Here is a 22035-nt window from a genome sequence, read left to right on the forward strand (position 1 = left end):
TTAGACAGTGTTCAGGCGTACGGCACCGTTCGTTAACCTGACGAAGGGAACATGCTGAGCAGGGCCAGAAGGCCCCGCATTCTGCGTGCGCACGCACGCCAGGAAGGACCACACCCCATGCGCGAAGTATTCCAGCAGGAGCTGCGAGAAGTTCAGGATCGTCTGGTGGAGATCGCCGAACTCGTCGTCATCTCCATCCAGAATGCGACGCAGGCCTTCAACAAGTCCGACGTCAGCCTGGCCGAAGAGGTCATCGCGAACGACAACAAGATCGACGAGCTCACGGTGCTGCTCGACGAGCTCTCCATCCAGATCCTCGCGCGGCAGCAGCCTGTCGCCCGCGACCTCCGCATCGTCGTCAGCGCGCTGCGCATCAGCGCCTCGCTCGAGCGGATGGGCGACATGGCCGAGCACATCGCCCAGCTCGCGCGCTACCGCTTCCCGGACAAGGTCGTTCCGAAGAGCCTCCGCAGCACCTTCGCCGAGATGGGCCGTCTCGACGTGCTGATCGCGACCAAGCTCGCCGAGCTGCTGCGCACGCAGGACCTGGCCCTCGCCGACGAGATCCGCAACGAAGACGACGAGATCGACGAGCTGCACGTGAGCGTCTTCGACAAGGTGCTCGGCGAGACCTGGAAGGGCGAGGCCGTCGACACGGTCGACGCCACCCTGGCCTCCCGCTACCACGAGCGTTTCGCCGACCACGCGGTCTCGATCGCCAAGAAGGTCCAGTACCTCGGCACCGGGGACTGGGCGCCCGAACTCGCGTCCTGAGCGCCCGCCCCGGCGCTGCTCCTGCGGTGTCTGCCGCTCCCGCTGGTCCCGTCCCTCCTGTTACGCCGGTCGCACGTTGTGGTTGCCGGCGAACAGGTTCTCGGGGTCGTATTTCCGCTTGACCTCGGCGAGCCGTCGGTAGGTCGCCGGCGGGTAGATCGCGTGCACATCCTCGTCGGTGGCCGAGCTGAGGAAGTTCGCGTAGGCGCCGTCGACCAGCGGAGCGAGCCTCGTCCAGGCCGCGTCGAAGCCCGCTCGCGCCGCGTCGACGACCGGCGCCGGTCCCGCGATGGTCGTCACGACCATCAGTTCCGCCCGGCGATGGGCGTAGGCGGTCGCGTCCTCGGGCACACGTGACACGGCGCCGCCGAGGCTGCGCACCGCGATGAAGGGCGACCCTGCCGTCGACCCGATGTCGACGAGGGTCCGCAGCACCTCGGGCACCGACCCCGGATCCGCGAACGCGCTCCGGGTGATGAACAGGATGCCAGCGGGCGGCGTCGCGCCCTCGACGAGTATCTCGGCGTATGGCTTCAGGGCGACATCGTCGGCGATCACCGTGCCGAGCCGGCGGATCGGGTCGAGGGCTGCCGCCGCGAGCTCCGGGTCGTCACCGTCGAACACGACGTGGATCGTCACCGGGGCATCCGGGCCGCCGGCGAAGGGATTGGCGAGATCCGCTGTCGACGTGAGCTCCTCCGGGGCCGTGCGGAGGTATTCCGCCCAGCCCTGGAGCACGCCATCTGCTTCGGCGGCGGGGAAGGCGATCATGCCCGAGAACACCGCGGTCGTCGGATGCGCGGCGAACTCGAACGCAGTGACGATCCCGAGGTTTCCGCCGCCACCACGGATCGCCCAGAACAGGTCGGCGTTCTCGTCGGCGCTCGCCCGCACGAGCTCGCCCGCTGCCGTGACCAACTCGGCGGAGACCACGTTGTCCAGGGCCAGTCCGTATCTTCTGACCTTCCAGCCGATGCCGCCCGACAGCGTCAGCCCGCCGACCCCGACGCTCTTCGTGTCGCCGGAGGAGATGGCGAGACCGAGCGGGGCGAGCGCGTCGGCGACCTGGCCCCAGGTCGCTCCCCCGCCGATCCGCACGACGTGACGCTCGCCGTCGATGACCTCCACGGCCGCGAGCCGGCCCAGGTCGATCACCACTCCGCCGTCGTTCGTGCCGAATCCCGCGAAGGCGTGGCCGCCGCCGCGCACCGACAGCGCAAGGCCGGCTTGCGCGGTGAAGCGCACGGCCGCCTGCACGTCGGCGACGCTCTCCGGCCGGAACACGTACGCCGGGCTTCCGGACGCCAGGACGGTGCGACGCGCCGACTCGTAGGCTGCCGCATCCGGTTCGATGATGTCGCCACCGAAGTCACGACCGATGGTTTCGAGCACTGAGCTCATGGATGTCTCCTTCTGCTGACGGGATTTTCCGGGTCATCCATAGGACGCCGGGCGCCGCCGTGCTGTGACATCCGGCACCCTTTGCGCCTGTCGCGGACCGCGTGTCACAGAACGGGTGCGTTCGGCGTCTGATGAGTGACACAGTTGGTCAGTGAAATGGGGTGGCACATGGCGGGGACGCCGTCCGAGCGCGAAAGCGTCGCGCACACACAGGAGACCGGTGCGATGAACAGCGGACCGGATGCGGCCCTCGACGCGTTCGTCGCCCATCGGAATCTGCTGTTCACGGTCGTCTACGAGATGCTCGGGTCCGCCGCCGACGCCGAGGATGTGCTGCAGGAGACCTGGCTGCGCTGGTCGGGGGTGGACCAGGACATCGTGGAGAATCAGCGCGCCTACCTGGTGCGGATCGCGACGCGCCTGGCGCTCACCCGCATCCGGGCCCTCGATCGCCGCAAGGAGCTGTATGTCGGGCCGTGGCTGCCCGAGCCGCTTCTCACCAGCCCGGACGTCGCCGACGACGTCGAGCTCGCCGAGAGCGTCTCGACGGCGATGCTGCTGGTGCTCGAGACGCTCACCCCGGCCGAGCGCGCCGTGTTCGTGCTACGCGAAGTGTTCGACGTCGACTACGACGAGATCGCGCACGCCGTCGACAAGTCCCCCGCGGCTGTGCGCCAGATCGCGCATCGGGCTCGGGAGCACGTTGCGGCCCGGCGTCCGCGTGTGGCAGTGTCGGCCGCCGAGACGCGGGCGGTGCTCGACGCGTTCCAGCGGGCGGTCTCGGGCGGTGATGTGCAGGGGTTGTTCGACATCCTGGCGCCGGATGTCGTGCTGCTCGGCGACGGCGGCGGCGTCGTGCAGGCCAGCCTGGTGCCGATCGAGGGTGTCGACGCCGTGGTCACACTGCTGACGCGGATCGGCGGCGCAGCGACGTCGGTGCGGGCGGTCGAGGTGAACGGCCGGCCGGCCCTCGTGCTCCGTTCAGGCGACGGGCTCGAGGGCGTGTTGACGGTGCGGATCGAGAACGGGCGCATCGCCGGCCTCTACACCGTGCGCAACCCGGAGAAGCTGTCGCACATGCAGCGGGAGACCGCCCTGCGCCGCTGACCGCGCCGCCGTGCTGCGCTCGCCCGCCCCGCTGCGCTCGCCCGCCCCGCTGCGCTCGCCCGACCCTGCTCAACGACCCCGCTCAACGACCCTGCTCATCGAGTCGGGGAAAAGTCCCGCGTTTCCGCCCGAGAACGCGATTAAGCCCCGACTCGATTCTGACCACCTTCGCCCAGCGCATCGGCTCCGCTCGGCTCGGCTCGGGTCGAGTCGGGGAAAAGTCCCGCGATTTCGGCCGGGAGCGTGATTAAGCCCCGACTCGATTCGGACCGCCTTCACTCAACGCATCGGGTCGGGTTGGGTCGGAGAGAGTTCCGCGATTCGGGCCGTCAGCGTCAGGCGAGCGGTACGCGCGCGACGACGCGACGGGAGCCGCGCTGGCCCTCGGGCGCGCGATCGACGAGCGCGAGGGCGCCGAGCACGAACTGCGCTCCGGGATGCACGGCTGCGGCATCCGCCCCACCGGCCTCGCTCGCGGCATCCGCCCCACCGGCCTCGCTCGCCGCACCCGTCGCGCCCGATTGCTCTGCCGTGCCCGATTGCTCTGCCGTGCCCGACTCGCCCGCCGTCCCCGATTGCTCTGCCGAGCCCGACTCGCCCGCCGCGCCCGACCGCCCCGCCGCACCCGACTCCGCCGCTGCGCCCGACTGCCCCGCCGCACCCGACTCCCACGCTGCACCCGACTCACCCGCCGCGCCGCCCGACTCACCCGCCGCACCACGCACCGCCGCCGCACGCCGCACCGTGATGTGCGGCCGGTACCCGTCGCGCACGTGCCGCACGTCGCCGATGCGCGCGCCGGACGCCTCCAGAGCGTCGACGAGCGCGACGTGCAGCGCCGCCAGCGCGTCCGACGGCTCGACCAGCAGCACGGGCACCGTGCGCCGGGATCCGAAGAGCTCCGGCTCCCCGACCCGCACCGCGATCGGGCGCGCCGGCGGGAACAGGCCGGCCACCGCATCCGCCGACAGCTCGGTCTCGAACGGCGGGACGACGGTCACATGCGGCGGCCAGTCCGAGGCCGGAAACACGTCGTCGCCGCGCTCCGAGAGGAACGCGACGACGACGAAGCTGTGATTCGTGGCTGCTGCCGCTACTTCTTGCCCTGCGCGGCGACGGCCGCGGCGCCGGCGGCAGCGGCCTCGGGGTCGAGGTACTCACCGGGGGCGATCGGCGCGAAGTTCTCATCGAGCCGGTAGACCAGCGGGATGCCCGTCGGGATGTTCAGCTCGGCGATGTCGTCGTCGGAGATGCCGTCGAGGTGCTTCACCAGGGCGCGCAGCGAGTTGCCGTGAGCGGTGACGAGCACCGTCTTGCCGGCCGCCAGGTCACCCGTGATGTCGGACTCCCAGTAGGGGAGCATCCGCTCGATCACGTCTTTGAGGCACTCGGTGCGCGGCAGGTCGTCGCCCAGGCCCGCGTAGCGCGGGTCGTGCGCCTGCGACCACTCGCTGTCGTCGGAGAGCGGTGGCGGCGGCACGTCGAACGAGCGGCGCCACAGCTGGAACTGCTCCGGGCCGTACTTCTCGAGGGTCTCGGCCTTGTCCAGCCCCTGGAGAGCACCGTAGTGGCGCTCGTTGAGCCGCCAGGAGCGCTTGACGTCGATCCACAGCCGGTCGGCCACCTCGAGTGCGAGGTTCGCGGTCTGGATGGCGCGGGTGAGCACCGACGTGTACAGGATGTCGGGGTGCAGCCCCGACTCGGCGAGCAGTTCGCCCGCACGCTTCGCTTCGGCGACGCCCTGCTCGCTCAGGCGGACGTCGACCCAGCCGGTGAACAGGTTCTGCTGGTTCCACTCACTGTTGCCGTGGCGGAGGAGGATCAGTGTGTAAGGCGCGGACATGCCTTCTAATCTATCGGGGTTTGCGAGACTGTTCGTATGGCATCGGCAGGCGTGATCGGCACGGTGACCCGCGGCACCACGAACACCAATCGCCTCCGCCGGGTCGACCGCTGGATGGCGACTCTGCCGGTGCTCCGCCGCACGTCGGACCCGCTCGTGGTGGACCTCGGCTACGGCGCCAGCAGCGTCACCGCCCTCGAGCTCCACCAGCGTCTGGCGAAGGCACGACCGGATGTCGACGTGCTCGGACTCGAGATCGAACCGGGCCGCGTGCGCACAGCCCTCGACCAGCTGCGCGTCGTCAGGGAGGGTCGTACGGGGTTCTCCCCAGACGCCCGCATCGACTTCGCGCTGGGCGGTTTCGAGGTGCCCCTACCCGACGGGCGTCGTGCTGCGATCATCCGGGCCTTCAACGTGCTGCGGCAGTACGACGAGGCGGAGGTCGCCCCGGCCTGGCGACGCCTCGTCACCCGCTTGCAGCCCGGCGACCCGCGCGCCCCGGGCGTGCTCGTCGACGGCACCTGCGACGAGATCGGGCGCATCGCGAGCTGGGTCGACGTGACGGCGGACGGCCCGAGGCACCTGACGATCTCGCTGCGGCTGGCCGAGCTCGAACTGCCCTCGGTGGTGGCCGAGCGGCTGCCGAAGATCCTCATCCATCGCAACGTCCCCGGCGAGCCCGTGCACGAGTTGATGCGCGACCTCGACCGCCTCTGGCGCGTGCACTCCCCGCTCGCCGCCTACGGACCGACGCAGCGCTGGATCGCGGTCGCCCGTGGGATGCGCGACGCGGGCTGGCCGGTGCGCGCGAGCACCGCGCGCTGGCGCCTCGGCGAACTCACCGTCGACTGGGCCGCCGTCGCGCCGCGCGGCTTCGCCTGGTAGCCGCCCCGCTGCTCGAAACGAGGGGTCCCAACACGCCGCTCGGCTTTCACGCACGCGGCGTGTTGGGACCCCTCGTTTTGAGCGTGGAGGCGGGGAGGGTGCGCGGAGGCGGAAAGGGCGTGGGACGGGGTGCAGGTGCGGGGCCCGAGGTGCAGGCAGTGCAGGCAGTGCAGGCAGCGCGGGCGCAGGTCAGCCGCGCGGCTGCCGCGTGACAGCGCCGATCCGCGGCAGGCGCGGCACATGGGCTTCGGCGCCCGCTTCCGGCGGCACCACGATCTCCTGCGCGGCGGCGACCGGCGTGCCGTCGGCGTCGACCGTGAGGGTGGCCGCAGCATCCGTCGACCGCTTCACCACGGCGAGCGCGATCGGACCGAGCTCGTAGTGGAGCGCGGTCGACGTCACCACGCCGACCTCACGTCCCTCGAGAGACACGACGGCGCCACGAACCGGATGCACACCCTCCGACCCGTCGAGGTGCAGCATCACGAGACGCCGCGGCGGGTGTCCCAGGTTGTGCACCTTCGCCACGGTCTCCTGGCCGCGGTAGCAGCCCTTCGTGAGGTGCACGGCCGTGCGCAGCCAGTCCAGCTCGTGCGGGATCGTCTTCTCGTCGACCTCGGTGGCGAACCGGGGGCGCCAGGCCGCGATCCGCATCGCCTCGAGCGCCAGCAGTCCGGCAGCCGAGAACTCGCCCGACGTGACGCGCGTGACGATCGACGGCAGCGCATCCCGTGGCACCAGCCGCTCGCTGTACGACCAATCGGCGCCCGGATGCTCGCCCTGGGCGTACTGGTGGCCACCGGGTGTCACGGCATGCCAGGGGTCGTGCCAGATCAGCGGCACACCGTTGGGCGCCGCGATCGGAAGGGCGGGATCGCCGAGGGTTCCGATGGTGGCGAGGTCCGCCGAGCGGTCGGCGAGTTCGACGCGGAGCATGAAGCGCATCCGGTCGAGCCAGGCGAGCAGTCCCTCCGCCTCGTCGCGCTCGACGAGCATCCAGAGGGTCTCGCCGTCGTCGACGAGCCGCACCGCGTACTCCAGCCGGCCGGTCACATCGAGCAGCAGGGTCTCCGACGACTCCCCCGGCTGCAGCCCGAGCAGGCTCTGGCTGGTGAGCGAGTTCAGCCAGCTGAGCCGGTCGGGGCCGGTGATCGTGAGCACGGAGCGGTCGGAGAGGTCGACGATCGCGCGACCTTCGGCCAGTGCGCGCTGCTCGCCGAGCGGGTTGCCGTAGTGCGCGGGGATGCCGGCATCGTGACCCGAGCCGGCAGGAGCGCCGTCGGGTGTGTCGGCGGTGCTGGCGCGGGCGTGCATCCCGGCCGTGTCGACGGCACCGGGGAGGGAGAGGAACGGCGAAGCGGTGGAGTCCATCACTCGGCCTTGGCGAGCCGGGCGGACGCGTGCGTGCGCAACTCCTGGCCGAGCGCGGCGATGTCCCAGGCCCAGAGCAGGTGGTTCTCGACGAGCCCGTAGAGGCGGGTGGCGGCCGTGTACTCCTTGGCGCCCGCGGTGCGGACCACGGCATCCGTGGCCAGATCGATGCGGGGGCCGGCCACCTGTCCCAGGTAGAGCTCGCTCACGCCATCCGGATGGATGATCGAGACGTCGATGTCGAAGCCGCCGTGCGAGTTGCGCAGCGCCTCGACCGACTGGGCCGTCGTGAACGGCTGGGCGCCGATTCCGGGGAGCATGGCCGGTCCGGCGTCGCCCTCGATGAGCGTGCGGCTGAGGCGCCAGTATCCGGTCTCCGCCGCGAGCGGCGTGTGGTTCTCGTCGAGGACCCAGGACGTGGCCGAGTAGTTGAGGTAGGGCTGACCGTCGTGGCTGAAGCTGATGCGCTGACCGAACTCCAGTTCGGTGTGGGCCTCATCGACGGCGTAGTCGAGCACACCCGTGCCCTCCCACACCCCCAGCAACCAGGAGAGCGGGACCAGTTCGGCGGGAAGGTCGGTCGGGATCTCGATCATGGATCGTGACGCTCCTAGCGCTGACCCCGGAACAGGTTGTAGACGACCACCACGGAGACGCCCGCGATGGCGAGGGAGGCCAGACCCAGGAGTCCGACGAAGAAGAGTTCGAGGGCAACCAGCATGCTGACGAGTCTACCTACTGTGCGGAGTGCTTCGAATACTGCGACGCCTACTGCGACGCCGCGACGATCGCCAGGATGCCGCCGGTCACCCCGAGAACGATGAAGGCCCCCGTCACACTCGCCGCCAGCCGGTCGACGAAGCCGTCCTTCTGCTGGGTGGCGAGCTGCGCCACCAGGGCGCCCAGCACGCAGGCCGCGAGCGCCAGCGAGAGCCAGGTCGCATACTGATCGACGTGCGACACCGATGCGATGATCACGGCGAACACGAGGGAGAGGAGCCAGATGGTCCCGACGCTGCCGAAGCGCGCGCCACGGGACAGGCGGGGCTGGTCGCCGGATACGGGTGTCGTTTCGCTCACCCCTCCATTGTGCCCCGGATCGCATGCGGGAAAGCGGCGAATGCATTTCCGGTAGCATTGCCGCACAGCACGTTCAGGAGGCTTGAGTGGCGCAGTTGTTGATCCTCACCTCTGCGCCAGACGCGGAGGTGCTGCCGTCGCTCGCCCTGCTGAGCCATCGCACCCGCCAGATCCCCGCGGAGCCCGCAGCGCTCGTCAACGCCCCGAGCTGCGACCTGATCTTCGTGGATGCGCGACGCGACCTCGCGAGCGCCAAATCCCTCTGCAAGATCCTCACGACCACCGGCATCACGGTGCCGCTGCTCCTCGTTCTCACCGAGGGCGGCCTCACCGCCGTCAGCGCCGACTGGGGCGTCAACGACGTCGTGCTCGAGACCGCGGGGCCGGCCGAGGTGGATGCGCGCATCCGGCTCGCGATCGGGCGGCAGACGCAGGAGCACTCGCAGACGAAGATCCAGGCATCCGGCGTCACCATCGACGAGGCCAGCTATTCGGCGAAGGCGCACGGCCGGCAGCTCGACCTCACCTTCAAGGAGTTCGAGCTCCTACGCTTCTTCGCCACGCATCCGTCCCGGGTGTTCACCCGCGAGCAGCTGCTCAGCGAGGTGTGGGGCTACGACTACTTCGGCGGCACGCGCACCGTCGACGTGCATGTGCGGCGGTTGCGGGCGAAGCTCGGCGACCTCGAGTCGCTGATCGGTACGGTCCGCAACGTCGGCTACCGCTTCAACGTGTACGAAGAAGACAATGAGCGACTCCCTTCGCCTCTTCGTCCCTGACTTCGCCGACTCCGTTCAGCGCGCTGCGTTCTTCGACGTCGCAGCGGCCGCCATCGACGTCGACGGCTACGACCCGTTCAACGAGCAGTCCCGGCTCGACGTCGAATCGGGCCGCCGTTCGCCCGTGATCGTCAGGCTCTGGCCCGGCGACTCGGAGCTGCCCCTCGACCGGCCCGTCGGTGCCGCCATCCTCGGACGCGGCGAGCTCGACTTCGTCATCGATCCCCTGTTCCGCGGCAAGGGTTATGGAGAGCAGGCGCTCCGCGGCCTCCTCGCCACCGCCCGGGGCACCCTCAGCGCGTGGTCGCACGGCGACCATCCGGCGGCGAGGCGGCTGGCGGAACGGCACGGCTTCGTGCTGGACCGCACGCTGCTGCACCTCGTGGCACCGGTGCCGGGGGCGGCGGGGTCGGGAGACGCGGCCGGGCTGGGAGGCGCAGCGGGGCCGGGCGCGGCAGCCGGGCTGGGAGGCGCAGCCGTGCCGGGCGCGGCGGGAGTGAACGTCCCTCCGCTGCCCGCGGGTTTCACCCTCCAGCCGATGCTGGCCGGAGCCGACGACGAGGAATGGGTGTCCCTCAACGCGCGCATCTTCGACCAGCATCCGGAACAGGGGCGCCTCACACTCGACGATCTGCACGCCCGCCAGGCGGAGCCCTGGTTCGACGCCGGCGATGTGCTCCTGCTGCGGGATGCGTCGGGTCGGCTCGTAGGGTACGACTGGGTGAAGGTGGAGGCCCAGGGCGCGGGAACGGATGCCGGGTCGGATGGCGGGTCTCTCGAGGGTGAGATCTACGTGCTCGGCGTGGATGCGGCACTCGCCGGGCACGGACTCGGGCGTCACCTCTTGTATGCCGGACTGACGCGCCTCGCCGACCGGGGATGCACGACGGCCGGTCTCTACGTCGAGGCGGACAACGTGGCCGCGGTGCAGCTGTACCGTTCGGCCGGGTTCGTGGAGAAGACCGTCGACGTTCAGTATCGCCGCGCTGTCGACTCTGCTGAGGCGAAGTCCGGCTGGTGACGGGGTGTTGACGGCTGGTCACGGGCGGGTCACGGGCACCGAGCGTCCTCCACAGGCTGGTCATCCCGATAGTTATCCACAGAAAATAAGCTGGTCAGAGGGCTAAAATCGCCGACTGAATGTCGGTGGGTCATGGTTCGATGGAGTCATGTCCAGCAACCCGGTCTCCGCACTCGGCGCTCTCGTCGAGCGGATCGGCGACGCGACGCGGTTGCGCCGGGACGAACTGCTGAACGCGACGACGACGCTCGCCGACATGCAAGCGGTGCTGGATGCTCTCAAGGTCCGCGTCGCCGGAGAGCTGGTTCACCGATCCATGGAACTCGGTGACGGCAATCCCGTCACGGCCGGTGGGCACGGCAGCGCCGCCGCGCTGCTGGCGGAGCGGTGGCGCATCCCGATCGGTGCAGCCCGGCAGCTGTGCCGGGTCGGGGCCTCGACCCGCGGGCGACTGAGTCTCCTCGGGGAACGGCTACCGGCCACGTACCCGTTGCTCGCCGCCGCGCTCGACGCCCCCGCAGACGCGATCGCCGACGCGGCTACAGACGACGCGGCTACAGACGACACTGCTACAGCCGACACTGCTACAGCCGACACTGCTACAGCCGACACTGCTACAGCCGACACTGCTACAGCCGACACTGCTACAGACGACACTGCTACAGCCGACACTGCTACAGCCGACACTGCTACAGCCGACACTGCTACAGCCGACACTGCTACAGCCGACACTGCTACTGACGACGCGATGGCGTTGCCCAGCGAGTTCGAGCGCCTCGGCCGGGTCAGCGTCGATCAGGCGGCGGTGATCGTTCGCGAGCTCGACAAGGCCGCGCCAGGCTGCGGCACCGATGCGCTCTCCGCGGGGGAACGACTTCTCGTCGAGCACGCGCCCGACCTGACCGTCGAGGAGGTGCGGGTTCTCGCCGGCCACGTGCGCGACCGGCTCGATGACGACGGCATCGAGCCCCGGGAGCAACTGCAGCACCGCCGGCGCTCACTCACCATCCGCACCACGCGCGAGGGCCTCACGCACATCGACTGGTACCTCGACCCGGAGTCCGCGGCCTACGTCGTCAGCGGCATCGACAGTCTCGTCGGCGCCCACCTGCGCACGGTCCGCTTCACCGACACCGAGCCGGTCGGCGCGAACGGCAGCGGAGCCGACGGAATCGCCGAACCGCGCACGCTCGATCAGCTCCGGTCCGATGAGGCCACCGAGGTGTTCCGTCACATCGCGGGCTGCACGCAGCCGACGACGGCCGGGCGGCCGCCCGTCACGATCGTGGTGCGCATGAGCCTCGACGCGCTCACCAGCGGCGTCGGGCGAGGGGAGATCGACGGAGTCGAAGCTCCGCTGAGTGCATCCACCGTGCGGCGCATGGCCGCCGACGCGAACATCATCCCGGTCGTCCTCGGCGCAGAAGGCGAGGTGCTCGATCTCGGTCGCGCACGCCGGCTGTTCAGCCGTGCCCAGAAGCTCGCCCTGGCCGAACGCGACGGCGGGTGCGCCTGGGCCGGATGCCCGCATCCGCCCTCGTACACGGAAGCCCACCACATCCGCTGGTGGAACGCGCACGGCGGAACGACCGATCTCGACAACGGCGTCCTCCTGTGCAGCCGGCATCACCACCGCATCCACGACGACGAATGGCAGATCGAGGTGCGCGACCGCGTGCCCTACTTCATCCCGCCGCCCCACGTCGACCCACGTCGCCGGGCACGACGAGGGGGAACGCATCGCGCTCCCGGATCGCGTCGCCTCCTGACCACGCGGGGTGATCCTCCACGCATCCACACTCGAGTGGTCACCCCTGCGCGTCTGGTGCCAGCGAGCACGCCGGCGCGTCGGGGCGCCGGCACTCACTCCCAACCTGCCGCAGCCCGGCGACAAGCACCACCATCGCGCCCTGTCAACGCTCCCGGCCACCCCTCGCCGATGCCCGCGCGCACGTCGCCGGCCACGCCGCCACGCCCGGCCGGCACGCCGGGTTTCCCCACAGTTAACCTGGGGCGCTGCCCCTACCTCGCGCCGGGTGCAATGATGTTGGAATGGACGGCGAGAACACACTCCTTGACACGGGACTGAGCGGAAGCTTCGGCAGTGACTTCGACGACGACTTCGCGCCGTTCGTCTACGAACCCGACCCCACGCTTCCGGAGAACCGCTACCTCGACCGCGAGGTCAGCTGGCTGGCGTTCAACCAGCGTGTGCTGGAGCTGGCGGAAGACCCGAGCCTCCCGGTGCTCGAGCGCGCCAACTTCCTCGCGATCTTCGCGACGAACCTCGACGAGTTCTTCATGGTGCGCGTCGCCGGCCTCAAGCGCCGCATCGCGACGGGACTGGCGGTGCCGACGAATGTGGGCCGCGCGCCCGTCGATGTGCTGGCGGACATCTCGGAGAAGGCGCACGAGCTGCAGGCACGCCACGCGAAGGTGTACCGCGACCAGGTGCTCCCCGCCCTCGAGGAGGCCGGCATCACGGTGGCGGTCTGGTCCGAGCTGGACGAGGCGGACCGCGCACAGATGCGCGAGGTGTTCTCGCAGCAGATCTTCCCGGTGCTGATGCCCCTGGCGGTGGACCCGGCGCACCCGTTCCCCTACATCTCGGGCCTGTCGCTCAACCTCTCGGTGCGGGTGCGCAACTCTCGCACGGGCAAGGAGCAGTTCGCCCGCCTGAAGGTGCCGCAGATGCTGCCGCGGTTCGTCCGCATCGACCAGCGCGAGACGGTCGACCAGATGCGGTTCATCCCGCTCGAAGACCTCATCGCGAACCACCTCGGCGACCTGTTCCCGGGGATGGAGATCCTCGACCACCACGTGTTCCGCGTGACACGCAACGAAGACGTCGAGGTCGACGAGGACGAGACGGAGAACCTGATCCAAGCGCTGGAGCGTGAGCTGCTGCGCCGCCGGTTCGGTCCGCCGATCCGCCTCGAGGTGACCGACGACATGGACGACGTGACGCTCGGTCTGCTGGTGCGCGAACTCGATGTGACGGAGCAGGAGGTCTATCGCCTGCCGTCGCCGCTCGACCTGGGCGGTCTGTTCGACCTGGCGAAGATCGACCGGCCCGACCTGCACTACCCGAACCACGTGCCGACGACGGCGCCGCAGCTGATGCCGAGCGAGCCGAACGCCAAGCCGGATGTGTTCTCGGCAGTGGCCCGTCAGGACATCCTGCTCCACCACCCGTACGAGTCGTTCGCGACGAGTGTGCAGGCGTTCCTGGAGCAGGCGGCGGCGGACCCGCACGTGCTCGCGATCAAGCAGACGCTGTACCGCACGTCAGGCGACAGCCCGATCGTGGAAGCGCTGATCGACGCGGCGGAGTCGGGCAAGCAGGTGCTGGCGCTGGTGGAGATCAAGGCGCGCTTCGACGAGCAGAACAACATCTCGTGGGCGCGAAAGCTCGAGAAGGCGGGGGTGCACGTGGTCTACGGGCTCGTGGGCCTGAAGACGCACTGCAAGCTGGCGCTGGTGGTGCGCGAGGAGAAGGGCGTCCTGCGGCACTACAGCCACATCGGCACGGGAAACTACAACCCGAAGACGTCGCGCATCTACGAAGACCTGGGGCTGCTGACGGCGGACGACCAGGTGGGCAAAGACCTGACGCGTCTGTTCAACGAGCTCTCGGGCTACGCGATCGAGAAGAAGTTCAAGCGGCTGCTGGTCGCTCCGCTGCACCTGCGCAAGGGACTGCTGAAGCGCATCCAGACGGAGACGGCGAATGCGGCGGCGGGCAAGCCGTCGGGCATCCGGATCAAGCTGAACTCGATCGTGGACGAGGCGATCATCGACGCGCTGTACCGGGCGAGCGAGGCGGGCGTGCCTGTCGACCTCTGGGTGCGCGGGATCTGCGGTCTGCGTCCTGGCGAGCCGGGACTGTCGTCGAACATCCGGGTGCGCTCGATCCTGGGCCGCTACCTGGAGCACTCGCGGATCTTCTCGTTCGTGAACGACGGCGACCCGCAGGTGTACATCGGCAGCGCGGACATGATGCACCGCAACCTCGACCGTCGCGTGGAGGCGCTGGTGCGGCTCACGGATCCGGATCACCTGCGCGAGCTCGACGCCCTGTTCGACCGCGCGTTCGACGAGCGCACGTCGGCGTGGACGCTCGAGTCCTCTGGCGTCTGGACGCGTCACCACCTCGACGAGAACGGTAAGCCGCTCGACGACCTTCAGACCAAGCTGATCCAGCAGCTCGGCCACCGTCCCCGTTCGACCCGCACGGGAACCAGGCGGTGAGCTCGGCCATCTACGCCGCGGGCGCCGTGTGCTGGCGCATCGTGGACGACAAGGTCGTCGTTCTCGTGGTGCACCGCACGAAGTACGGCGACGTGACGATCCCCAAGGGAAAGGTCGATCCCGGAGAGACGCTGCCGCAGACGGCGGTGCGCGAGATCGAGGAGGAGACGGGCCTGTCGGTCGCCCTCGGCGTGCCGCTCGGGGTGTCGACGTATCCGCTCAGCAGCGGTCGCGACAAGATCGTGCACTACTGGGCGGCGGAGGTCAGCGACAAGGCGATCGCGCACTCGACGTTCGTGCCGAACGGTGAGATCGCGGCGATCGAATGGGTGACGGTGAAGAAGGCCAGGGGCTACCTGACGTACGAACGGGATGTGGAGATCCTCGACGAGTTCGCGCGCTTGCTGCGACAGGGGATCACGTCGACGTTCGCACTGATCGCACTGCGCCACGGCAAGGCGGTCCCGCGGGGCGACTGGAACGGCAGTGATGCGTCCCGGCCGCTGACGGACCGCGGGGTGAAGCAGGCATTCAGCAATGTGCCGACGCTCCTGGCCTGGCAGCCGCGCCGCATCGTGACGAGCGACGCGGTGCGCTGCGTTGGCACGGTGGCGCCGATCGCGGCGGCGACGGGGATCAAGCCGCACAAGGATCACGGCATCAGTCAGGAAGCGTACGAGGAGGGGCAGGGCACGGCGCGCGAGATCGTCGGCAAGCGCATCCGCTCCCGCAAGACGGCGGTGCTCTGCAGCCACGGCCCCGTGCTCCCCGAGATCATGCGCGAGATCGCGCTGGCGACGGGGACGATGCCCGGGGCATACCTCAACGAGGCGGCCGACCTCGATACGGGCGGATTCTCGGTGGTGCACCTCTCGGTGACGAACCCGAGCTCGGGCATCATCTCGATCGAGACGTACTCGCCGATCGCCTGAGGCGGATGGCGGCCCGCGTCGGATGTCCGCCGCACGTGAGAGTCTGGACGGGTGCCTTCCGCCGACCCGTCCTGGAAAGACACGCTCGCCGGCCTCTCGCGCCCGGATCCCTCCGGACCGCAGACGGGAGGCGGCCGCGTGGCGTTGCAGTTCGACGTGCGGCAGCGCACCCGCAAGCCGAGCGAACGGTGGCAGCACTCGGCGCCGACGACGGTGACCGCGACGCCAGGCTCGACGGAGCCGCTCGTGCTCGCGGTCCGACCGGCGGTGCTCGGGAGCTCTGGACGCTGGACGACGTCGGGGATCGGCTGGGGGACGCTGCAGTTCCACGTGCACCGGCTCTCGATCGACCGACGCCAGACGGCGTGGTTCAGCCAGCTCGCCGCGCTCCGGCCGTCGACGCCTCCCGGCTACGCGCAAGACAGGGACCGCATCCTGCTCGACGACTACGAGAGCCCGCTGCTCTGGAACCTCCTCGCCGACGCCGGCGCGGCCGGCGTCGAGCTCGTCACGAGCAAGGCCAACGGCGTGGTGCGGGTCGCGGGCGACGGCTCGATCTCCCTCGACGCCACGCGCACGACGGATGGCGGCCTGCGGCTGTCGACGGCGGCGACGATCGACGGGCACGTGCATCCGGTCGATCGGGTGGGACGAATCGCGGATCACGGGCTGTACGCGGTCGAGTGGGAGGGATCGCCGTCGTCGCCGCCGTCGATCGTGCTCGCCCCGGTCGCCGGCGGGCTCACGATCGAGCAGCAGCGGCTTCTCGATCGACGTTCTATCAGCATCCCGGCGGCCGGCGTCGCGGAGTTCTTCTCGGATGCCTACCCCCGGCTCCGGCAGACGGTGCGGATCGCGAGCCCGGATGGGTCGGTCGCGTTCCCGGCGATCGCTCCCCCCGCGCTGACCCTGGTCGTGCAGCACCGCGCGGGCCAGAGCGTCGAGCTCAGCTGGGAGTGGGTCTACCGCACGGGCAGGGCGACCTCGCGTCGCCCGGTCGGCACGCCCGGTGGGGCGGAGACCTTCCACGACGAGGGCGCCGAGGCCGAGGTGCTCGCGACGGCGGCGGCAGTGGTGCCTGGCCCGCTGGTGCCCGGCACGCCGGACACGCTCCGCGGTCTCGACGCGGCGGCGTTCACGGAGCACGTGCTGCCCGAGCTGCTGCGGCTGCGCGAACTCACGGTCGAGGAACGCGGCCACCGGCCGGACTACCGCGAACTGGACGGAGTGCCGGAGCTCACGATCACCGCGAAGGAGAGCGAGCGCACGGACTGGTTCGACCTCGGCGTGGTGGTGACGGTGGAGGGGCGGACGATTCCGTTCACTCCCCTGTTCCGCGCGCTCTCCCGCGGCGCGAAGAAGCTGCTGCTCGTCGACAACTCGTACCTCACGCTCGATCGCCCGGTCTTCCAGAGTCTGCGCGAGCTCATCGACGACGCGGCGACGTTCCCGGAATGGGAGACGGGCGAACTCCGGCTGAGCCGTTCGCAGGCCGCGGCGTGGAGCGAGTTCGAGGAGCTCGCCGACGAGACGGAGCAGGATCCGCGCTGGCGCACTGCGGTGGAGGGGCTGCTGGCGTTCGCCGCGCAGGATGGCTCCGGAACGCCCGAGGTGGTGCGCGCGGTACCGCTCCCGCCCGTGCAGGCGACTCTCCGGCCGTACCAGGAGACCGGCTACCGCTGGCTGCACTTCCTCTGGAGCCAGCGACTGGGCGGCATCCTGGCCGACGACATGGGGCTCGGCAAGACGCTGCAGACGCTGGCCCTGATCGCCCGCGCGAAGGAAGAGGCAGAAGCCGCGGGCACCGCACTCGCCGCCCCGTTCCTGGTCGTGGCACCCGCCTCCGTGGTGTCGAACTGGGTGAGCGAGGCGGCCCGCTTCGCTCCGCAGCTGTCCGTGGTGACGGTGTCGGGTCGCGAGAAGGCGGGGCGCACCCTCGCGACCGCAGCCGCCGGAGCCGACATGGTCGTCGTGTCGTACGCGGTGTTCCGGCTCGACTTCGACCGGTTCCGCGCCCTGCGCTGGTCCGGCCTGATCCTCGACGAGGCGCAGTTCGTCAAGAACCGCACGTCCCGCATCCATCGCTGCGCGCGCGACCTGGATGCCCCGTTCAAACTCGCGATCACGGGGACGCCGCTCGAGAACGACCTGCTCGAACTGTGGGCGCTGCTCGCGATCGTCGCGCCGGGGCTGCTCCCGCCGGTCCACCGGTTCGCACTGCACTACGCCCGGCCGATCGAGGCCGCCGACGAGGTGGCCGAACGACGCCTCGCGACGCTGCGGCGCCGCATCCGGCCGCTGATGCTGCGCCGCACCAAAGACGACGTCGCGCCCGAACTGCCCGAGAAGCAGGAGCAGACGCTGTCGGTCGAGCTCGCGCCCGCGCACCGTCGCCTCTACGACGCGTACCTGCAGCGGGAACGCCAGAAGATCCTCGACCTGGTCGACGATCTCGACCGCCAGCGGTTCAACGTGCTGCGCTCGCTCACCCTGCTCCGGCGGCTCAGCCTCGATGCATCGCTCATCGACACGGTCGACGACGAGGGGCGGCCCCACGGCGAGTTCGCGCACGTTCCGTCGAGCAAGATCGACGCCCTGCTCGAGCAGCTCGACGACGTGCTGGCCGAGGGACACCGGGCGCTGGTCTTCAGTCAGTTCACGACCTATCTCGCGAAGGTCTCGGAACGACTGACCGAGCACGGCATCGACCACGTGTACCTCGACGGCTCGACGCGTCGCCGCGCGGAGGTGATCGACGGGTTCCGGGATGGCGAGGCGCCCGTGTTCCTGATCAGCCTGCGCGCGGGCGGCTTCGGCCTCAACCTGGTCGAGGCCGACTACGTGTTCCTGCTCGATCCCTGGTGGAATCCGGCTGTGGAGAACCAGGCGGTCGACCGCGCGCACCGCATCGGCCAGACGAAGCGCGTGATGGTCTACCGGCTCGTGGCCGCAGGCACCATCGAAGAGAAGGTGATGGAGCTCAAGGCGAAGAAGTCCCGGCTGTTCGATGCGGTACTCGACGACGGCGAGATGTTCGACGCGGCGCTGACGGCGGACGACATCCGGGAGTTGCTCGACGACGGGACCGCCAGGTTGCCGCGCGCACGGCCAAGGCCGCCGCGGGATCGCGAGGCCGCGGAGTCCGCGAAGTCCGCGGAGTCCGCGAATACCCTGAACGCCGGCACCGAAGGCACCCAAGAGCACACGTCTCGTTAACCTTCCGTTTACCAGTGCGGGGGACTCTGGTCAGACACCGGGAATAGCGTCGCACGCGGGTCGCACCGACCCCGTCCTGTTGTTACTGATCCCCGGAAGGGACAACTGTGAAACTCAAGCGTCTTGGCGCTCCTCTGGCCATCCTGGCCGCTGCCGCCATCTCTCTCACGGCCTGTGCGTCGAACGAGGGCAGCACCCCGGCGACCACCTCGGCCGCCCCGTCGAACCTCTCTGGCACGTTGAACGGCATCGGCTCGTCCGCCCAGGGCACCGCGCAGACCACCTGGATCGCCGGCTTCCAGCAGGACAACCCCAAGGTCACCATCAACTACGACCCGCAGGGTTCCGGCGCCGGCCGCACCAGCTTCATCTCGGGTGCCGCCGACTACGCGGGCTCCGACGCCGCGCTCAAGGACACCGAGCTGGCCAGCACCTTCGCCGGTTGCGCCGCGGGCTCCAAGGGCATCGACCTCCCCGTCTACATCTCCCCGATCGCCATCGCGTACAACGTCGACGGCCTGAAGGACCTCAAGCTCGACGCCGCTACCATCGCCGGCATCTTCTCGGGCGCCATCAAGACCTGGAACGACCCGAAGATCGCGGCCCTGAACTCCGGCGCCACGCTCCCCTCGGCGAACATCACGGTCGTGCACCGCTCCGACGACTCGGGCACCACGCAGAACTTCACCGACTACCTCGCGGCCAACGCCCCCGAGGTGTGGACGAAGCCGGCTGGGCAGACGTTCCCGTTCCAGGTCGGTGACGCCGCCAAGGGCACCTCGGGTGTCGCAGACGCCACGAAGAACGCCAAGAACTCGATCACCTACATCGACGAGTCCGGTTCGGCCGGCCTCAGCATCGCGCAGCTCAAGGTGGGCGACAACTTCGAGAAGATCAGCGCCGACGGTGCTGCCGCTGTCGTCGCCGCGTCGCCGATCGCCTCGGGCCGCGAGGCCAACGACCTGGCCATCCAGATCAACCGCAAGGACACCACCAAGGGTGCCTGGCCGCTGGTCCTGGTCAGCTACGTGATCGCGTGCCAGGAGTACAAGGACTCGGCCAAGGCCGACCTCGTCAAGGGCTACGTCGACTACGTCGTGAGCGACGCCGCCCAGAAGGCCGCCGCCGAGCAGGCCGGTTCCGCGCCGCTGTCGAGCGACCTCGCGAGCAAGGTCAGCAAGGCCGTCGCCACCATCAAGTAGTTCCGTCGCCGCTCGGCCTGGGCTGATAATGAGCCCGGGCCGAGCGGTGCTCCCGCACCACCCAGCAGCGCCCCGCATCACCCCACCCGAACCCGACGAGAGAAACAGGAATGACCGCCGGAACAGCAGGTGCCATCAAGCCGAAGGCGAAGATCCGCCTCGGCGATCGTGTGTTCTCCACCAGCACCGTCGTAGCCGGATCCCTGATCCTGGCCGTGCTCGCGGCCGTCGCGATCTTCCTCATCGTCCAGAGCCTTCCCGCGATCTTCGCGAAGCCGGGGACCCTCCCCAACGACGCGACCAACTTCTGGACCTTCGTCTGGCCGCTCGTGTTCGGCACGATCTGGGCGGCCCTGCTCGCCCTGATCATTGCGACACCGCTCTCGATCGGCATCGCGCTCTTCATCTCGCACTACGCACCGAGGCGTGTCGCTCAGACCCTCGGCTACATCATCGACCTCCTCGCCGCGGTGCCCTCGGTCGTCTTCGGCCTCTGGGGCATCGCGACGCTCGCCACCTTCGTGCAGCCGTTCTACGTGTGGCTCGGGGAGAACCTCGGCTGGATCCCGCTCTTCGCGCCGCCCATCTCCGGCACCGGCCGCACCATCCTCACCGCCGCGATCGTGCTCGCCGTGATGGTCATCCCGATCATGACCGCGATCTGCCGCGAGGTCTTCCTGCAGACGCCGCGCCTCCACGAGGAGGCCGCCCTCGCCCTCGGCGCCACCCGCTGGGAGATGGTCAGGATGGCCGTGCTGCCGTTCGCCCGGTCGGGCATCATCTCCGCCATCATGCTCGGCCTCGGCCGCGCGCTGGGCGAGACGCTGGCCATCGCCATGGTGCTCTCGCCGGCGCTCATCGTGAAGTTCGCGGTGCTGCAGGCGCAGAGTCCGAACACGATCGCGGCCAACATCGCGCTCCAGTTCCCCGAGGCGACAGGGGTATCGACGAACGCCCTCATCGCATCCGGCCTGGTGCTGTTCGTGGTGACGCTGCTCATCAACATGCTGGCCCGCTACATCGTCAACCGCCGCAAGGCATTCTCTGGAGCGAACTGATGACCACTGCGACGCTCTCCCGGCCGATGACGAACTCGCTCACCGCCGGCAAGCTCCCGCGCGGGTCCGCGTGGATGATGCTGGTCGGCTCCTGGATCGTCTTCGGCGCGATCTTCGCGATCCTCGCCGCCAGCGGTGCGACGAAGGACTTCAACATCGTCGGCGCGATCTTCTTCGGAACGGTGCTGTTCGACGTGGTGATCTACCTCACGTCGCTGCTGGTCGAAGGCTCGCGCAAGGCGAAGGACCGGCTGGTCACCTCCCTGGTGGCCACCGCGTTCATCATCGCGCTCCTCCCCCTCATCTCGCTCGGCTGGACGGTCATCGTCAGCGGCCTCGCCCGTTTCGACCTGCAGTTCTTCTCGGAGTCGATGCGCAACGTGATCGGCGATGGCGGCGGCGCGCTGCACGCGATCGTCGGCACCCTGCTGATCACGCTCATGGCGGCGCTGATCTCGGTTCCGATCGGTCTGCTCACGTCGATCTACCTGGTCGAGTACGGCCGCGGGATGCTCGCCAGGGGCATCACCTTCTTCGTCGACGTCATGACGGGCATCCCGTCGATCGTCGCCGGCCTCTTCGCCTACGCGCTGTTCGCCCTGTTCTTCGGACCGGGCGTGCGCAGCGGCTTCATGGGGTCGATCGCCCTCTCGGTGCTGATGATCCCGGTCGTCGTGCGCTCGAGCGAGGAGATCCTGCGGCTCGTGCCGAACGAGCTGCGCGAGGCGTCCTACGCACTTGGCGTGCCGAAGTGGCTCACGGTTCTCAAGATCGTGCTCCCGACCTCCCTCGCCGGTCTGACCACGGGCATCATGCTCTCGATCGCCCGCGTGATCGGCGAGACGGCCCCGCTGCTGATCGTCGCCGGCTTCACGACGAGCATGAACTACGACCTGTTCAACGACCGGATGATGACCCTTCCGGTGTTCGTGTACACGCAGTACACGCAGGCGGCCGGCCTGCACGCGCAGGCGTCCATCGACCGGGCCTGGACCGGCGCGCTCGCCCTGATCATCATCGTGATGCTGCTGAACCTCGTCGCCCGCATCATCGCCAAAGCCTTCGCCCCCAAGTACGGCCGCTGAGCCGTCACCGACCCGACCCAAGGAACCCAC

At 69.5% G+C, this 22035-nt stretch carries 18 protein-coding genes; 12 read left to right on the forward strand and 6 right to left on the reverse strand.

Annotated elements, in window-relative coordinates; genetic code table 11:
* The first annotated feature begins 117 nt into the window (after positions 1-117).
* Entirely contained in the window at positions 118-774 is a 657-nt protein-coding gene (phoU, locus tag AC1DB1_RS13460; protein ID WP_271175543.1) for a phosphate signaling complex protein PhoU, read from the forward strand.
* A 60-nt stretch (positions 775-834) separates the two neighbouring features.
* Here phoU and AC1DB1_RS13465 read toward each other — a convergent pair whose 3' ends face one another.
* Positions 835-2175 (reverse strand): FAD-binding oxidoreductase, encoded by a 1341-nt coding sequence (locus AC1DB1_RS13465; protein WP_477201134.1) that lies wholly within the window; start codon positions 2173-2175, stop codon positions 835-837.
* Between the two features lie 168 nt (positions 2176-2343).
* On the opposite strand from AC1DB1_RS13465, the gene AC1DB1_RS13470 reads away from it, so the two are divergent.
* Complete coding sequence (locus AC1DB1_RS13470; RefSeq protein ID WP_477201135.1) at positions 2344-3282, forward strand: RNA polymerase sigma-70 factor; 939 nt, start codon at positions 2344-2346, stop codon at positions 3280-3282.
* 335 nt (positions 3283-3617) lie between these two features.
* Here the strand turns inward: AC1DB1_RS13470 and AC1DB1_RS13475 are convergent, their stop codons facing one another.
* Together AC1DB1_RS13475 and AC1DB1_RS13480 are read right to left on the reverse strand one after the other, a co-directional pair.
* The gene (locus AC1DB1_RS13475; RefSeq protein ID WP_477201136.1) at positions 3618-4313 is read right to left on the reverse strand and encodes a 2'-5' RNA ligase family protein; all 696 of its coding nucleotides are present in this window, start codon (positions 4311-4313) and stop codon (positions 3618-3620) included.
* A 62-nt stretch (positions 4314-4375) separates the two neighbouring features.
* A complete protein-coding gene (locus AC1DB1_RS13480; RefSeq protein WP_477201137.1) occupies positions 4376-5125 on the reverse strand; it encodes a phosphoglyceromutase in 750 nt (249 codons plus the stop codon).
* A gap of 36 nt (positions 5126-5161) precedes the next feature.
* Between AC1DB1_RS13480 and AC1DB1_RS13485 the strand changes: the two genes are divergently transcribed.
* Positions 5162-6010 (forward strand): class I SAM-dependent methyltransferase, encoded by an 849-nt coding sequence (locus AC1DB1_RS13485; RefSeq protein ID WP_477201138.1) that lies wholly within the window; start codon positions 5162-5164, stop codon positions 6008-6010.
* 189 nt (positions 6011-6199) lie between these two features.
* Here the strand turns inward: AC1DB1_RS13485 and ygfZ are convergent, their stop codons facing one another.
* The 3 genes from ygfZ to AC1DB1_RS13500 all read right to left on the reverse strand — a co-directional run bounded on the left by ygfZ (position 6200) and on the right by AC1DB1_RS13500 (position 8461).
* Complete coding sequence (ygfZ, locus tag AC1DB1_RS13490) at positions 6200-7381, reverse strand: CAF17-like 4Fe-4S cluster assembly/insertion protein YgfZ (RefSeq protein ID WP_477201139.1); 1182 nt, start codon at positions 7379-7381, stop codon at positions 6200-6202.
* Positions 7381-7977: a nitrobindin family protein gene (locus tag AC1DB1_RS13495; protein ID WP_271175549.1), complete on the reverse strand. Its 597-nt coding sequence runs from the start codon at positions 7975-7977 to the stop codon at positions 7381-7383. Before AC1DB1_RS13495 ends, ygfZ begins: the two co-directional genes overlap by 1 nt.
* Before the next feature lie 172 nt (positions 7978-8149).
* Entirely contained in the window at positions 8150-8461 is a 312-nt protein-coding gene (locus AC1DB1_RS13500; protein ID WP_477201140.1) for a hypothetical protein, read from the reverse strand.
* 86 nt (positions 8462-8547) lie between these two features.
* On the opposite strand from AC1DB1_RS13500, the gene AC1DB1_RS13505 reads away from it, so the two are divergent.
* The 9 genes from AC1DB1_RS13505 to pstA all read left to right on the forward strand — a co-directional run bounded on the left by AC1DB1_RS13505 (position 8548) and on the right by pstA (position 22005).
* On the forward strand, positions 8548-9240 hold the full coding sequence (locus AC1DB1_RS13505; RefSeq protein WP_271175551.1) for a response regulator transcription factor: 693 nt from the start codon (positions 8548-8550) through the stop codon (positions 9238-9240).
* Complete coding sequence (locus AC1DB1_RS13510) at positions 9209-10261, forward strand: GNAT family N-acetyltransferase (RefSeq protein ID WP_477201141.1); 1053 nt, start codon at positions 9209-9211, stop codon at positions 10259-10261. Before AC1DB1_RS13505 ends, AC1DB1_RS13510 begins: the two co-directional genes overlap by 32 nt.
* A gap of 148 nt (positions 10262-10409) precedes the next feature.
* Positions 10410-12350 carry an HNH endonuclease signature motif containing protein gene (locus AC1DB1_RS13515; protein ID WP_477201142.1) on the forward strand — a complete coding sequence of 647 codons (1941 nt, stop codon included), beginning with the start codon at positions 10410-10412 and terminating at the stop codon, positions 12348-12350.
* Positions 12314-14512 carry an RNA degradosome polyphosphate kinase gene (locus AC1DB1_RS13520; protein ID WP_271175554.1) on the forward strand — a complete coding sequence of 733 codons (2199 nt, stop codon included), beginning with the start codon at positions 12314-12316 and terminating at the stop codon, positions 14510-14512. The genes AC1DB1_RS13515 and AC1DB1_RS13520 overlap by 37 nt, the downstream gene beginning before the upstream one ends.
* The gene (locus tag AC1DB1_RS13525; protein ID WP_477201143.1) at positions 14509-15444 is read left to right on the forward strand and encodes an NUDIX hydrolase; all 936 of its coding nucleotides are present in this window, start codon (positions 14509-14511) and stop codon (positions 15442-15444) included. The genes AC1DB1_RS13520 and AC1DB1_RS13525 overlap by 4 nt, the downstream gene beginning before the upstream one ends.
* Before the next feature lie 51 nt (positions 15445-15495).
* Positions 15496-18660, forward strand: a complete 3165-nt coding sequence (locus AC1DB1_RS13530) for a DEAD/DEAH box helicase (RefSeq protein ID WP_477201144.1) — start codon at positions 15496-15498, stop codon at positions 18658-18660.
* 107 nt (positions 18661-18767) lie between these two features.
* Positions 18768-19862: a phosphate ABC transporter substrate-binding protein PstS gene (gene pstS / locus AC1DB1_RS13535; RefSeq protein WP_477201145.1), complete on the forward strand. Its 1095-nt coding sequence runs from the start codon at positions 18768-18770 to the stop codon at positions 19860-19862.
* 110 nt (positions 19863-19972) lie between these two features.
* Positions 19973-20920 (forward strand): phosphate ABC transporter permease subunit PstC, encoded by a 948-nt coding sequence (gene pstC / locus AC1DB1_RS13540; RefSeq protein ID WP_477201146.1) that lies wholly within the window; start codon positions 19973-19975, stop codon positions 20918-20920.
* Positions 20920-22005, forward strand: a complete 1086-nt coding sequence (pstA, locus tag AC1DB1_RS13545; protein WP_477201147.1) for a phosphate ABC transporter permease PstA — start codon at positions 20920-20922, stop codon at positions 22003-22005. The genes pstC and pstA overlap by 1 nt, the downstream gene beginning before the upstream one ends.
* Positions 22006-22035: the final 30 nt, after the last annotated feature.

Source organism: Leifsonia sp. 10N434 (assembly GCF_056394405.1).

Excerpts from the sequence above, each read along its gene's own strand:
- phoU (WP_271175543.1), top strand. The coding sequence starts at position 118 with ATGCGCGAAGTATTCCAGCAGGAGCTGCGAGAAGTTCAGGATCGTCTG.
- AC1DB1_RS13465 (WP_477201134.1), bottom strand. The coding sequence starts at position 2,175 with ATGAGCTCAGTGCTCGAAACCATCGGTCGTGACTTCGGTGGCGACATC.
- AC1DB1_RS13470 (WP_477201135.1), top strand. The coding sequence starts at position 2,344 with ATGGCGGGGACGCCGTCCGAGCGCGAAAGCGTCGCGCACACACAGGAG.
- AC1DB1_RS13480 (WP_477201137.1), bottom strand. The coding sequence starts at position 5,125 with ATGTCCGCGCCTTACACACTGATCCTCCTCCGCCACGGCAACAGTGAG.
- AC1DB1_RS13485 (WP_477201138.1), top strand. The coding sequence starts at position 5,162 with ATGGCATCGGCAGGCGTGATCGGCACGGTGACCCGCGGCACCACGAAC.
- ygfZ (WP_477201139.1), bottom strand. The coding sequence starts at position 7,381 with ATGGACTCCACCGCTTCGCCGTTCCTCTCCCTCCCCGGTGCCGTCGAC.
- AC1DB1_RS13495 (WP_271175549.1), bottom strand. The coding sequence starts at position 7,977 with ATGATCGAGATCCCGACCGACCTTCCCGCCGAACTGGTCCCGCTCTCC.
- AC1DB1_RS13510 (WP_477201141.1), top strand. The coding sequence starts at position 9,209 with ATGAGCGACTCCCTTCGCCTCTTCGTCCCTGACTTCGCCGACTCCGTT.
- AC1DB1_RS13515 (WP_477201142.1), top strand. The coding sequence starts at position 10,410 with ATGTCCAGCAACCCGGTCTCCGCACTCGGCGCTCTCGTCGAGCGGATC.
- AC1DB1_RS13520 (WP_271175554.1), top strand. The coding sequence starts at position 12,314 with ATGGACGGCGAGAACACACTCCTTGACACGGGACTGAGCGGAAGCTTC.
- pstC (WP_477201146.1), top strand. The coding sequence starts at position 19,973 with ATGACCGCCGGAACAGCAGGTGCCATCAAGCCGAAGGCGAAGATCCGC.
- pstA (WP_477201147.1), top strand. The coding sequence starts at position 20,920 with ATGACCACTGCGACGCTCTCCCGGCCGATGACGAACTCGCTCACCGCC.